The organism is Paenibacillus sp. 1781tsa1 (assembly GCF_024159265.1).
GTDB lineage: Bacteria > Bacillota > Bacilli > Paenibacillales > Paenibacillaceae > Paenibacillus.
This window is the reverse complement of sequence record NZ_JAMYWY010000001.1, coordinates 827,245-840,013: the sequence shown is the minus strand read 5'-3', so window position 1 is coordinate 840,013 and position 12,769 is coordinate 827,245. Positions and strand designations below refer to the sequence as shown.

General features: G+C 45.9%; 13 protein-coding genes. 4 read left to right on the top strand and 9 right to left on the bottom strand.

Annotated features, from left to right (window positions below):
- Window positions 1–121 precede the first annotated feature (121 nt).
- Window positions 122–1,003 (bottom strand): diacylglycerol kinase, encoded by an 882-nt coding sequence (locus tag NKT06_RS03875; RefSeq protein ID WP_074093499.1) that lies wholly within the window; start codon window positions 1,001–1,003, stop codon window positions 122–124.
- Between the two features lie 523 nt (window positions 1,004–1,526).
- On the opposite strand from NKT06_RS03875, the gene NKT06_RS03870 reads away from it, so the two are divergent.
- Window positions 1,527–2,243: an NPP1 family protein gene (locus tag NKT06_RS03870; RefSeq protein WP_253430120.1), complete on the top strand. Its 717-nt coding sequence runs from the start codon at window positions 1,527–1,529 to the stop codon at window positions 2,241–2,243.
- Window positions 2,244–2,424: 181 nt separating this feature from the next.
- On the opposite strand, the gene NKT06_RS03865 is transcribed toward NKT06_RS03870, so the two are convergent.
- Both NKT06_RS03865 and NKT06_RS03860 read right to left on the bottom strand, forming a co-directional pair.
- Window positions 2,425–2,841 carry a DUF4395 family protein gene (locus NKT06_RS03865; protein ID WP_253430117.1) on the bottom strand — a complete coding sequence of 139 codons (417 nt, stop codon included), beginning with the start codon at window positions 2,839–2,841 and terminating at the stop codon, window positions 2,425–2,427.
- Window positions 2,842–2,912: 71 nt separating this feature from the next.
- Window positions 2,913–3,839, bottom strand: a complete 927-nt coding sequence (locus tag NKT06_RS03860) for a ketopantoate reductase family protein (protein ID WP_253430114.1) — start codon at window positions 3,837–3,839, stop codon at window positions 2,913–2,915.
- Window positions 3,840–4,008: 169 nt separating this feature from the next.
- Here NKT06_RS03860 and NKT06_RS03855 point away from each other — a divergent pair, with 169 nt between their 5' ends.
- Entirely contained in the window at window positions 4,009–4,578 is a 570-nt protein-coding gene (locus NKT06_RS03855; RefSeq protein WP_253430111.1) for a TetR/AcrR family transcriptional regulator, read from the top strand.
- A 145-nt stretch (window positions 4,579–4,723) separates the two neighbouring features.
- Here NKT06_RS03855 and NKT06_RS03850 read toward each other — a convergent pair whose 3' ends face one another.
- Both NKT06_RS03850 and NKT06_RS03845 read right to left on the bottom strand, forming a co-directional pair.
- Window positions 4,724–5,509 carry a sirohydrochlorin chelatase gene (locus tag NKT06_RS03850; protein WP_253430108.1) on the bottom strand — a complete coding sequence of 262 codons (786 nt, stop codon included), beginning with the start codon at window positions 5,507–5,509 and terminating at the stop codon, window positions 4,724–4,726.
- A gap of 1 nt (window position 5,510) precedes the next feature.
- Entirely contained in the window at window positions 5,511–5,801 is a 291-nt protein-coding gene (locus tag NKT06_RS03845; RefSeq protein WP_017690665.1) for a YerC/YecD family TrpR-related protein, read from the bottom strand.
- A 452-nt stretch (window positions 5,802–6,253) separates the two neighbouring features.
- Between NKT06_RS03845 and NKT06_RS03840 the strand changes: the two genes are divergently transcribed.
- Both NKT06_RS03840 and NKT06_RS03835 read left to right on the top strand, forming a co-directional pair.
- Complete coding sequence (locus NKT06_RS03840; RefSeq protein WP_253430105.1) at window positions 6,254–6,889, top strand: tyrosine protein kinase; 636 nt, start codon at window positions 6,254–6,256, stop codon at window positions 6,887–6,889.
- A 133-nt stretch (window positions 6,890–7,022) separates the two neighbouring features.
- Window positions 7,023–8,120 (top strand): DNA alkylation repair protein, encoded by a 1,098-nt coding sequence (locus tag NKT06_RS03835; protein WP_253430102.1) that lies wholly within the window; start codon window positions 7,023–7,025, stop codon window positions 8,118–8,120.
- Between the two features lie 215 nt (window positions 8,121–8,335).
- Here NKT06_RS03835 and corA read toward each other — a convergent pair whose 3' ends face one another.
- The 4 genes from corA to NKT06_RS03815 all read right to left on the bottom strand — a co-directional run bounded on the left by corA (window position 8,336) and on the right by NKT06_RS03815 (window position 12,658).
- Window positions 8,336–9,295 (bottom strand): magnesium/cobalt transporter CorA, encoded by a 960-nt coding sequence (gene corA / locus NKT06_RS03830; RefSeq protein ID WP_253430100.1) that lies wholly within the window; start codon window positions 9,293–9,295, stop codon window positions 8,336–8,338.
- A 348-nt stretch (window positions 9,296–9,643) separates the two neighbouring features.
- Window positions 9,644–10,633: an inorganic phosphate transporter gene (locus NKT06_RS03825; RefSeq protein ID WP_062836232.1), complete on the bottom strand. Its 990-nt coding sequence runs from the start codon at window positions 10,631–10,633 to the stop codon at window positions 9,644–9,646.
- A gap of 14 nt (window positions 10,634–10,647) precedes the next feature.
- Window positions 10,648–11,265, bottom strand: a complete 618-nt coding sequence (locus tag NKT06_RS03820; protein ID WP_062836231.1) for a DUF47 domain-containing protein — start codon at window positions 11,263–11,265, stop codon at window positions 10,648–10,650.
- 316 nt (window positions 11,266–11,581) lie between these two features.
- A complete protein-coding gene (locus NKT06_RS03815) occupies window positions 11,582–12,658 on the bottom strand; it encodes a DUF3048 domain-containing protein (RefSeq protein ID WP_253430097.1) in 1,077 nt (358 codons plus the stop codon).
- Window positions 12,659–12,769 lie beyond the last annotated feature (111 nt).

The window sequence follows — 12,769 nt, the reverse complement described above, 5'->3', positions numbered from 1 at the left end:
AATCCAACTCTCCTCAACAGTTATGAAATACTGTGCAACCACTGCTGCAACATCATAGCTTTTCTGAAGCGATCAACATTGCTTTTCGCAAGCAACCCACATTGCCCCGGCCCCCGCATTCTTAACGATACAATTGCAGATGATGCTTGAGGTTCGTAAATGTAGCTGGCAGCGTGCCGCCCAACTCTCCATCTAGGTTCAGTTGCACATAACCCGGCGAGGTAACTTCCATATGACTCGTCTGGAAATGAACCACTTTCTTGTCGTTCAGATGCTCCCCACGCAGCGCGAGCGTTACGAGGCGGATCATGTCAGCCAGATTACATTTGCGGACACCGATCACATCGAACAGACCATCATCAATGGTGGCACCTGGAGCCAGCTTTTCAAAGCCCCCGACCGAATTGGTATTGGCGATGAGGAATAACATGAATTCATCATGGATCTCTTCCTGACCGTCGGCACGAATAATCAGCTCCTGTGGAGACAGGCTCGCCATTTTCTCAATACCCTTCATATAATAGGCCAGTTGCCCAATCATCGTTTTCAGACGACTCGGTACTTCATAGGTCAGTTCAGTTAATGAGCCGCCACCGGCGATGTTGATAAAATACTTATCATTCGCTTTGCCCAGATCGAGTGGACGAAGTTGCTGGTTAATGACCAGATCCACGTAATCTTCCCACTGTCTCGGAATACCCAGTGCACGTGCAAAATCATTCGTCGTTCCCAAAGGAAACACACCCAGCGGAGGACGGTTCTCCCGCTCGGCCATACCGTTAATCACTTCGTACAACGTGCCATCGCCACCAGCAGCAATAATCATGTCATATCCGCGCTCAATCGCAAGTTCAGCTTCCCGGGTTGCGTCACCTTCACCCGTTGTTGCATGACAAGAAGCTTCAATACCACCTTGATCCAAACGTTGCAAAATATCAGCCAGACGTTTCTTCATTTCTTCCCGGCCTGAGGTCGGATTATATATTAAGCGAGCTTTTTTCATCTCATACGCCACCTATTCCACATTATCCATGAGTCTAAACGACCTCATATTCTTACGTTGCATCAGTCCACAAAAGGGCATATTTTTTACACAATAATGAACTTCCGTTCATTCTGCTCTAATCTTTCGTCTTACCTATATCTATGCATCAGGAATTCCGTCTCATTCCAAAGCCTTTAACTCCTATCATATCATCAAATGTAAAGATGTCCTAGCCTCTAATCCATAAGTATATTTTTTCATATAGGTACCTACTAATCCATCCATTACCCAGTAAACCTCATGCACCAGTCCTGAATCTTTCCCACTACCTTTTATGTAAAATAGTTTCATTATTCAACCATTCTGCCCGCTTGGGCAGGAATTAGTCTTCGGTTTCGATACCTTCATCTGATATGACAAGGATATGCTACAAATTTACAAATCTTAAGATGAAAAGATAAATAATATAAACCTTTTTCCAATATAGTCTTAGTGCACCCTCAACTTAACACCACATCATACCCTTAAAGGAGAATTATGAATGAAAAAAATCGTGTTAATACTACTGGTTTTTCTTATGGCATGCATTCCTTGGGTCACCGTTGTTGAAGCAGCAGAAATTAACCATGATCAGGTTATCGGATTTCAGGAAATCTCCCCAGTTACCGTGACACAACAAGCAGCCAAGCGTTTTCAGCCTTTTCTGAAAGTCTATCATGGTTGTGTACCTTTCCCCGCAGTGGATCAACAGGGCAATACCAGTGCTGGCTTGAATACGTCCGGGTCATCGAATGGAAACTGTAGCTCAAGTACAGGACAGATCTATTCCCGCTCCGCCTGGCACAATGGGGTGTGGGCCATCATGTATTCGTGGTATTTTCCCAAAGACTCCCCTTCCTCCGGACTTGGCCATCGTCATGATTGGGAAGGTATCGTCGTGTGGGTAGATAATCCGGCAGTAGCCAATCCCCAGATCCTCTCCATCGCCTATTCCGGTCACGGACAGTTCACCAACGTCACACCGAGCAATACCAATACACAAGGTAACCGTCCGTTGATTTCCTATAATAGTACCTGGCCGCTGAACCATGAACTTGGCGTTACCAACACCGTTGGGGGATTACAACCTTTAATCGGATGGGACGACCTGACTTCTGCGGCACGAAATGCGCTCAATACTACAGACTTTGGCAGTGCCAACGTACCTTTTAACGATAACAATTTCACGAACAATCTGAACAAGGCATGGTTTAGGTAAAAAAATCCCCTTCAAGTGAACAGTTCACTTGAAGGGGATTTCATGATGAAGTGATCGTATCACGATCGCTATAGGTTCAGCTGAAAACTTGCCGCAAGAAAACTCCTCGGAATATGGCTCTCTTTACTCGAAGTATCGGGCGTTCTGGTCATCGTATCACTCCGTCTCGCTTCAGCCAGCCTCAAAATCCGATTTTTCTGCCTGCGCGCAGCTGTTTGTACCAGAAATACACCGTGCAGCCCACACAATAGCCCACCAGGGCGGCACTTGCAGCTGCAAGAAGCATTACAGCAAATAAATAACCTGCGACCGTCCAGCCGAGTGAGGAGGAAATGAGTGCCAGAGACAGGAAGAGCACGGCCAGAATATTGTTGAATCGCTGCAGCTCCACCGCCTGAGTCTCTGTCCCTTTACCAGTCAACACAACTTTCCCAATTTGCACAAACAGATTAAGCTTGCCACCGGAAGCCAGGCCAACCACCTGAATGCTCCACAGCGCGCCCAGGACTACCAGTGGATTGAACACAAACGAAAGTAAAACAAACAATACAATACCGACCTGATTCGCTTTCACATAGCGCATGGGCACTTCCCGCATCAGAATATCACCTTATTCCTATTTCATTAGTTGGTTTTATTGTAGTCGGTATTGTGTCAATGAGCAACACTTCATTTCAGCGGAGTAAAATCTCTTTTCAGTACGTCCCAATGGGGAGTCGGGATGCCTGTTGTCTTTTTCCAATCGTTAAATGCATTATTTAATGCCTCAATCTCTCCAAAAGAACCCGCAATCAGCTTATGAATTGGAAGCACACTATAGATCTTCAACAGAAGGTACAACATCCGTTGATGCTTGCGAATCAGTTTAGCCTGCATCTCCGGTATTATCTTTATGCCCATAGCCTCAAGCACGCTGGAGCCCTCATCCATCGCCCCAATCATAAGTTGAATTTGTTTTCTGTTCCCGTCCAACTTGATCAACTCACGTTTCTCATTAAAGCTCACCGCATTCAGCATCAGAATGGGGATAATATGACTTTTCAGCCAGGCATCAATATCGCTTAGAACATTCAACTTGTATTTTACATGTTGGAAAGCTTGATCCAGCAAAGGTTTAAAGCCTATCTCTCCGTCTAGACTGCCAATCACCATTTGTCCGCTGCCTCCACCGATCGATAACATCCGGTCCTTTTCCCGCTTCCCTCCACTCACCTGGAATCCAAACGCGACCTGTTTTGCCACCCTGCTGTTTTCCTCCAAAAAATTTTGCATGCTTCGCGCATCTGCGTTGTTTCCCACAATCACAATATTGCTGCTCTGATTGTTTGCCAGAATAGGTAACACAGAAGGAAAATCATTATATTTCATGACAACAAAAATCAGATCGTAATGGTCATCCACTTCCAACGTTCTGGCTACCCGAACCTGATCAACTGTCGTTTTGAATTGAAACATATGCCGGATGACGATTCCATCCTTCTCCAGCTCCTCTGCTCGCTTCCCTCTAGCTAGAACAGTGACATCATTGCCACCGCGCACCAGTACGTGTGCCAGTTGACTCCCTAGAACCCCCGCACCATACACTAATATTTTCATTAGGTTATCCCTCAATTTCATATTTTATAAATAATCGTTGTTTTATCAACATTTGTTGATAAAATAAGAGTAACAAAGCACCTACTGTGCTTCAATCGTTAAAATATCCGTTTTTGTTGAATAATCAACGAATGATTCCTTATTGTTGAAAACCATCATAGGAGGGGCCATGGACAGACGAGTACTCAAGACACGAAAGGCGATAATTGAAGCTTTTGTGGGGTTACTGGAGGAACAGGATTTTGAGCAAATTACGATAAACGATATTGCTGATCGGGCTAATGTAAACCGGGGAACCATCTATTTGCATTACGCTGACAAATTCGACCTGTTGGATCAATGCATTGAGACCTATTTGCAGCAGTTGTTGGATGCTTGTATGATCGAAAGCTCTACTGCAACACCCGTTACGGCCAAGGATGCGCTGCTTCGAACCTTCCGTTATCTGGAACAGCATGCCTCTACCTATACTACACTTCTAACCAAAAAAGGTATTCCGGCATTCCGTAGCAAGTTGATGGGATTGTTGGTCCAGGGAGTGGAGGAACAGATGGATGCCTGTGGCATTCAGGAGGGTATGAAAAAAGAGATTACCATACAGTTTCTTGCTTCCGCTGCAGTCGGTCTCCTGGAGTGGTGGATTATGAATTCCATGCCTTACCCGGCTGAGGAGATCGTTGACCAATTAATAGGTTTACTGGAGCTGCATCTCAGTTTGCACGCACCCATTAATGGATAGCCCAATCTCTATCAAGTGATCTACAACAAACAAAAACCACGTCCTTCGACGTGGTTTGATTGTTTATGAAGCTATGGAGTTCAAATCAATTGATGCGACATTACTGCGAGCGATGTGATCACACACCTATGCCAAAGCGATCACTTCAAGAAGAAGCTTCAACCTCATTACATCTATCCAGCAAAATCTGGATCTGGCGCTCCAGCCACTGCCCAAGCAATGGATGTGGCAGCAGTGTCTCACCACTATACTTATAATTCAGTTCCTGCAGCCGGTCCGGGATTACGTTCCTCGTGAAGTAACCGGCACTCAAAAACAGCGGCGCCACAATGACTCGGTTCCCCCGCTCTTCGCTCCAGTACTTCACTTTGTTATACACACTCTCCGGATTCAGCAACGCATAATCCGTATGGGCTACACCACTAACTTCCTGCACAAGCTCTGCTAGGGAAGAAATTCCGGCTTCCCAACGCTCGCGAAAACCATCATGAATACTCCCATGCCCTACAAGCAGAATCGTTTCCTCCTCCGGTTGCTGCGACAGCAATCGGACTTTGTCCCACACCATCACGGCAATATCCGGATCGTTATCCACTGGATAACCGAAGTGAACCCGAGCCTTCACATGGAACGGTTCCAGATCCGTTTCGCGATCAGGTGTTTCCTTTGCACCAATGGCATATTCAATTTCATCCACATGTGTACTCCCGGACGAAACAAATAGAGGTACGACCAGAATATCGGTTACGCCTTGTGCTTCCAGTCGGTCGATACCGTCCTGAATCAGGCGTCCTTCCACAAGTTCAAGAAAACCGGCTTCAACGGGTAATGGAATAGGCAGATTCAACCGGGAGATCGCGTCATCGACAGATTCCACCCAGGTCTGCTCCTGAGAACCGTGACTGATGATGAGTACACCCGGCTTCTTCATGTTAGCGTCCCAGGCGTTCCAGCGTCATTTTATAACCATCATTGCCGTAATTCAGGCAGCGTTTGACACGTGAAATTGTAGCTGTACTTGCACCTGTCTCTGCTTCGATCTGGTTATACGTATTGCCTTTACCCAACATACGAGCCACTTCCAGCCGCTGGGACATGGATTGGATCTCGTTTACTGTGCAGAGGTCATCAAAGAAAACATAACACTCTTCAATATCTTTTAGCGTCAAAATAGCCTCAAATAGTTGTTCAATGCTTTTATCATTTAGCTTTTTCAGCTGCATTTCATCATCATCCCCTAGCGGTTACTGTGTACCTACATTGTACTCACACTGAGTTGGTATTTCAAGCGTTACCGATTTCACGCACTACAGAATAAAAATACATGTTACCGCTTACAAAAGGTACTATTGTCCTCCCCTCGCGCACATCAGATGAAATTACCGCGTTAATTCCCAGTTTTCACCTGCATATATCCGATTACTTATGTAGGATTTCAACCCGCTTAAATGTGACAATTTTGTGTCTAAACTGCATTTTCTCTTTGGGAACCTGCCATCATGCCATGCGCCCAAATCCGCAAATATCCCGTTTTCCGGGATACCCGCCTACGCCGTCTCTCCGCGAATGACATACAGTATAACAAAAGGGAGTTCCACTACCGTATATGATGTACATCTGTCATGAAACATGTGGAACGCAATTCCGAAATCCAATAGAAGGAACGTGATCGTTCATGCCACAGCATTATTATCATCGCCAGCCAGCACAAGGGCAGCGTCCGTCTTCTCATGCACGTCGGCAGGCACATACTTCTGCCTATATGCCACCCGGTGTGATTCCGCGGTCTCTAAATGAAACTCAGATTCAACCGATGTACCCTGGAGTAGAGCCCCATTACCCGGGCTTCGGTGAAGTCGAAGCTTCTGCAGTCGTACCCTATGGGCAAGGTGTGGCCGGAGGGAACTTATACGGAGGTGCAGCTCAGGTTGTTGCCCCAGCTCCGGTACCGGCACCTGCTACGGGCAGTTCCGGTTTTTCATTAGCCAACATCGGTGAGTTAAAAGGAATGATCGACCGCTTCGGCGGTATTGATGGAATCATGAGTGGAATAGGCAAAATGCAAAAGGTCGTTGGTGGTATCCAGCAGATGGCACCGATGATGAAACTCGTTATGGGCATTCTGCCTTTTGGAAAAGGTAAATCGAATAACAGCGCAGCTGATGCAGATTATGAAGAATATACGCCGCCCCGGAGACGGAAACGTAAGCGGACGAATAAACAAACGAGTACTCCACGTCGCCGCAACACGACTCCAGTCCGCCGCAAATCCAATTCCACGAAGCGCCGTCCCAAAAGTCGCAAACGTTAAATTCATCCAGGCACCCCCATACAGAAGGTGGGTGCCTTAACACCGTTCATCAACACACAAATAAATTTAAGGAACTTATGTTCTTATTTCTGTAATTTGAGGTATACTGGATAGTAACTAAAGGAGGCGGACCATGGAACTTATCAAAGACAAATATACGCCCGCATTAATCGATCGGACCGGCGAACTATTGCATCAATTCTACCCAGAGCTGGATACACAGCTATTTCATGAATTGGTTTTCGCTGAAGGCTGGGAACATTTGGAATTCAAAGGGCGGATTCGCCGAATCACACTGGCGTTGACCGAAGTGCTGCCCGACAATTATGAGGAAGCATTACATATTATCGAACAAGCCGCTCCGAATATGAGAGGCGTTGAATATCTGTTTGTACCGGATTTTATCGAAGTGAACGGACTTGACCCAGAGGATTACGAGTTATCCATGAAGTATCTGGCCCTCTTCACACCCTATTCCAGCTCCGAGTTCGCGGTACGCCCGTTTATTAAACAATATCCAATCCAAACGATGAAACATATGATGGCGTGGGCAGATAGCGACAATGAGCATATCCGCAGACTTGCCAGTGAGGGAAGCCGACCACGTTTGCCATGGGGTGCCAAACTACAGAACTTTATCACTGATCCAACACCTGTACTTCCGATTCTGCACGCATTGAAACAGGACGAGTCCCTCTATGTGCGCAAAAGTGTTGCCAATCATCTGAATGACATATCCAAAGACCACCCCGAACTTGTCCTGGATCTGGCCACCACCTGGTATGGACAACATGCCCACACAGATTGGATTGTCCGGCATGCCAGCAGGTCCTTACTGAAGAAAGGACATCCCAAAGCACTAAGTCTTTTTGGTTATAACGAGCAGGATTCCATTCACATTGAGCAGCTTCAGCTTGTACAAGATACGATTGCCATTGGCGAGGATCTTCATTTTTCATTTGATGTTGTTAATGAGAGTGGTGAGTCACAGATGCTGCGAATTGAATATGAGATGGGTTATATGAAGGCAAACGGCAAGCAGGCTCCCAAACGATTCAAATGCTCCGATAAAATGTACGCGGCAGGCAGAACCAAGGTTGCCACCAAACAATCATTTAAAATCATTACAACGAGAAAATACTATGCTGGACTACATACGTTAACGATTGTAGTGAATGGTATAGCGGCAGCAACGACTTCTTTTGTCCTTGAAGTGCAGGAACAGGGATAATTCGCAAGTTATACACAACTCATTCCAGCGACAACTTATTCACATGTGGATAGAATATTTCTAGTATATCTATAGCAGCATCAGAAAGGCCATCTGGCAAACATCATCTCCTACAGTTATTTCTGTCCGAGATCATGGCCAGTGGCCTTTTGCATATATAGTTCAAACTGCAAGTCCCCTAACACACCCTCACCGCTGTCCAAATGTAACATGTTCTACTTAAACCATCCACGCTTCACAAACCAGGCCACCATACTTCCGCCAAGCACAAACATCAACAGCAGCACCGCCCCATACCCAAACTTCCATTGAAGTTCAGGCATATAGGCAAAGTTCATGCCATAAATACCCGCGATCAGCGTAAGCGGCATAAATACAGTCGTAATCACTGTGAGTGTCTTCATAATCTGATTCATTCGGTTAGAGTTTAGGGAAATATAACTATCCCGCAGGTCGGCCGTCATCTCCCGATCGGCTTCGATCATGTCTGTCAGCTTCAATAAATGGTCATAGATATCAGTAAAATAAGCTGTATGTTCGCCTGTTCGCTGCACATGCTGGGAGTTCACCACTCGATAGAGCAGATCCCGCATCGGTACAACCGTTCGTCTGAGCTTCAACAATCGGCTACGCAGGTCAAACACCTGGTTCATCAGGTCTTCAACGGACTCTTGTCCACCCCGGTTCTCCAGTTCAGCCAGTTCATCCTCAATGGCAAATAGGGATGGAAAATAATGATCGACCAGCTTGTCCATCACCGTATACGCCGCTGCCACTGGACCTCGCGCCCAGATCGTACGCTCATGTGCATGGTGCAATAATCGATCCCATGCTTCATCCACTTCCTCCAATACGCCATGATGAAAAGACACAAGAAAGTTCGCTCCGAGAAACAAGTCAACCTCCTCGGCTTCCAGTGTGGACGGGTTCAGTGCATGCAATACAAGAAACTGCAAATGTTCATAATAATCAAGCTTTGGCCGCTGCAACACATGCAGACAGTCCTCAATAGCTAAGGGATGAAAATGAAAATATGTATCCAGCAAACGGCTCTCTTCTTCCGTTGGCTGGTTAAAATCCGCCCATACCCAGGCGTAATCGTTCAGATCCAGCTGTGTAAGCGGTACGTTCACGGAGACTTGATGTTCTCGTGTAATGGCGAGTGTACGAATCATAAATCAGACCACGTCCTTGTCTTGTATCTTTAAGTCATTGTACAACGTTAACCATAGGCACGTCTCCCACGTCCCAAAATATCCACAGATGCTTTCAAACTCGACAACAAAAAAAGCCAACCCTGTTGGCTTCTCTCATTTCCCTATCCACAGTTCCCTGTATCCACAGGAATATCTTCTTTTGGTTTATCATTCCACGGATGGCTATCCACATATCCAGCCTGTCCACACGTTCATGCACAGGCGTCTCTTGATTTTGGTTGTATAATTGTCCACATATCCCGATATTCACACAGTTATGAACAGTTTGTCTGTTAACCCCGAATTCGTACGGGATCACTTCTCTTTTTAGAAAATAATCCAGTACAACAATCCTGCCAGTCCAGCAGTAATTGGAATTGTAATGAACCACGTAATAATGATACGTCCAGCAAGTCCCCATTTCACAGCAGAGAAACGTTTTGCGGAACCCACACCCAGAATAGCCGATGTGATCGCGTGCGTTGTACTAACTGGAAGGTGAAGCAACGTTGCTGTGAAAATAACGGAAGCAGCTGACAGATCGGCGGCGAATCCGTTAATCGGTTCAATTTTGAAGATTTTGGTACCCATTGTTTTGATGATTTTCCAACCACCAATGGATGTACCCAGAGCCATCGCGGTTGCTGCTGAGATTTTAACCCACAGCGGCACTTCCAGATGATCTTGTACACCTGCTGCAACCAAAGCAAACGTAATAATACCCATCGCTTTCTGTGCATCATTCGTACCGTGTGTGAAAGCTTGCAGTGCTGCCGTGAAAATCTGTACCGTACGGAAACCTTTATTCACGTTATGCGGACTGCGTTTGGCAAAAATGTATTTGAGAATCGTCATGACCACATAACCGATGGCAAATGCGATTAGAGGTGATAATAGCAAACCTCCGACAATATCAATGAACCCGCTCCACTTCACTTTGTCGGAACCTGCGCCAACGAGTACGGCACCTGCAAGGGCTCCGATCAGTGCGTGTGATGAAGAAGACGGAATACCAAACCACCATGTAACCAGGTTCCAGATAATCGCAGCGATCAAGGTGACTATGACGACCTCGATCCCGTTATCCAGCGTGGTGGGGTCGGTTACACTCCCCCCAATCGTCTTCGCAACGCCTGTAAACATCATCGCACCGACAAAGTTCATTACCGCTGCCAAAAGGATCGCGCGACGTGGCGTCAGTGCCCGTGTCGATACTGAAGTGGCGATGGCATTGGCCGTGTCGTGAAAACCGTTGATGAAGTCAAACGCCAGTGCAAGGAAGACGACTATACCTAATACCCAAATCGTTGTTTCCATTATTCTCTGGCTCCTTAAGAATTACGCATGATGATGGATTCGAGCACATTTGCTACGTGTTCACAAGCATCCGTTGTTGTCTCAAGACGTTCGTAAATTTCCTTACGTTTGATCAATTCAATCGGATCAGGAACGGTAGCGAAAAGGTTCTTGATACACATGCGCAGCACTTCGTCGCCCTGGTTTTCCAGATCGTTCAATCGAATCGTGTACTCGCGAATCGCCAGCAATTTTTTCTGAGACAGCAAATGAATAGCCTTCTGAATTTCGTAAGCCGATTGGCGCAAAATTTCAGCAAATTGCACGATATATTCGTCAGGATCCGTCAGTTGGTACATATAGAAACGGGAAGCCGTTGCTTCGAGTCCGTCCAATACGTCATCAAGTGTTGTTGTCAGCTCCATAATATCATCGCGTTCGATCGGCGTGATAAACGTTTTGTTGAGTTCCGTAATGATTGTGTGCACATAGTCATCACATTGGGACTCGTACTTCTTCATTTCATTGGCAAAAAGAGTCACATCCTGAAGGTTGGAAACATGCTGGGAGAAATAATCTGCCGCTTGAACAACCGTATCTGCCATGTTCTCCAGTGTCTCAAAAAATATATCCTTCTTCTTCTTAAGCTTCATAGCTCTATCCCCTTTACGAGAAAAATTGCCGATAACCGATGAAACATGAAATGACAACCTTTGATATCTTATCATATTTGTTTCATGGTTTGTACAAAAGGTGTGATCCTTTTTTATATTCTTATCACATTAATCTGAAATGAATCTTAATTATTTGGAATAATGGTAAATTCAAGTCAAGATTTTACACTGCGTTTACAATTCGACATCCAAATACAGAACCGACACGATTCTACTTTTCACGCTAAGGTACAATATCATGCCTTTTCAACAACAAAATGAATACATGTTTCATCGTTTTCTTTCATTACATCCTTTATTGCTGCACAGCCAGCTTCACATGACTGGAGAATTCCGGTTGATTGGGAACAATGCTGATAAAGGTTTTACCCGGCACAAGAGCCACTTCACTACCATCCTGAACAAACCGGATAATATCCCCCTGCTTCTTCACCCACTGCCCACGAATCATCTTACCGTTCTGAAACAACATGGCTTCCCCACCCTGTTCCAAATTAACGGACAACCGCCCTACACTATCGAGCACCTTGTGATCTGCACCTGCCACAATGATGTTCGCTGCGCCAAGTTGAGTCCCATTATCCAGATCCTGATCTGCCTTACCATTCACCATTCTCATATATCGTCCGCTAACTTCATCATAATCATACGTCACCCGGTAACTATCCAATAAATAATGGATATCGAATTGCTTCACTGTCTCTCCTGCGGATGTCGCGCCTTCTTCGTTATAGATGTATACGGGAGATTTAAACTCATGGCTATAGCCCTTGATGTCCGCCCCTTCTCTGAGCTTGTCCGCTGAAGTATACAGATTATGTGGGGCTTTACGATCCTTGGAACGCCAGAAATAAGGTCCACCATTCGATATTTCATCCATATGCTGTTTCTGCTGCCTTTGCAAAATGGAATACGCCTCCGGACTGCCTCCGGCATGAACAAGTACCCCATCATAACTTTCGCCGAGCTCAATCAGATATGGACGTATACTGCGAACAGGTCCAACCGTCTCCGCACCGCCTTCACTCTGGAAAATGGCTATGAAACGGGTAATGCCTCCCTCTGCGAGGACTTCAAGAATGATATCGGCTGAACTTAGACCCGATTGGGGCCGAGCCGCTGGTGCATTATTAATCATGACGGCGAGTGGTCGACGCGTAATCGCTTCATCTACAGGCAGACCTGTAAGAGGTGCTGTATAGAGAGACGTGTTGGATTCCTCCACAGTCTGTTCTTCTTGTACAGGTGCAGGTGTCGGTTCTGGCTGAAGTGGCATCTGCGCTACATCCTGGTTTTGGCAAGCAACAAGACTTAATGAGAGGATAAACAGGGATGCAGCCGATGCTGCTTTGTTCCATTTCAAAAACTTCAATATAGGACCTCCTGAACGATATGGCCTGGTTCTAAGTTGTGATATATGTCTCATGTGGGCAACCATTTCACGTATTTCTTTCCATTTAATCACACCCCATCCGATTTGTCT

Bases quoted from the DNA above. Each gene is read 5' to 3' on its own strand.
- NKT06_RS03845 (WP_017690665.1), bottom strand. From the start codon at position 5,801: ATGCAGCTGAAAAAGCTAAATGATAAAAGCATTGAACAACTATTTGAG.
- NKT06_RS03835 (WP_253430102.1), top strand. From the start codon at position 7,023: ATGGAACTTATCAAAGACAAATATACGCCCGCATTAATCGATCGGACC.
- NKT06_RS03850 (WP_253430108.1), bottom strand. From the start codon at position 5,509: ATGAAGAAGCCGGGTGTACTCATCATCAGTCACGGTTCTCAGGAGCAG.
- NKT06_RS03875 (WP_074093499.1), bottom strand. From the start codon at position 1,003: ATGAAAAAAGCTCGCTTAATATATAATCCGACCTCAGGCCGGGAAGAA.
- NKT06_RS03860 (WP_253430114.1), bottom strand. From the start codon at position 3,839: ATGAAAATATTAGTGTATGGTGCGGGGGTTCTAGGGAGTCAACTGGCA.
- NKT06_RS03840 (WP_253430105.1), top strand. From the start codon at position 6,254: ATGCCACAGCATTATTATCATCGCCAGCCAGCACAAGGGCAGCGTCCG.
- NKT06_RS03820 (WP_062836231.1), bottom strand. From the start codon at position 11,265: ATGAAGCTTAAGAAGAAGAAGGATATATTTTTTGAGACACTGGAGAAC.
- NKT06_RS03870 (WP_253430120.1), top strand. From the start codon at position 1,527: ATGAAAAAAATCGTGTTAATACTACTGGTTTTTCTTATGGCATGCATT.
- corA (WP_253430100.1), bottom strand. From the start codon at position 9,295: ATGATTCGTACACTCGCCATTACACGAGAACATCAAGTCTCCGTGAAC.
- NKT06_RS03865 (WP_253430117.1), bottom strand. From the start codon at position 2,841: ATGCGGGAAGTGCCCATGCGCTATGTGAAAGCGAATCAGGTCGGTATT.
- NKT06_RS03855 (WP_253430111.1), top strand. From the start codon at position 4,009: ATGGACAGACGAGTACTCAAGACACGAAAGGCGATAATTGAAGCTTTT.
- NKT06_RS03825 (WP_062836232.1), bottom strand. From the start codon at position 10,633: ATGGAAACAACGATTTGGGTATTAGGTATAGTCGTCTTCCTTGCACTG.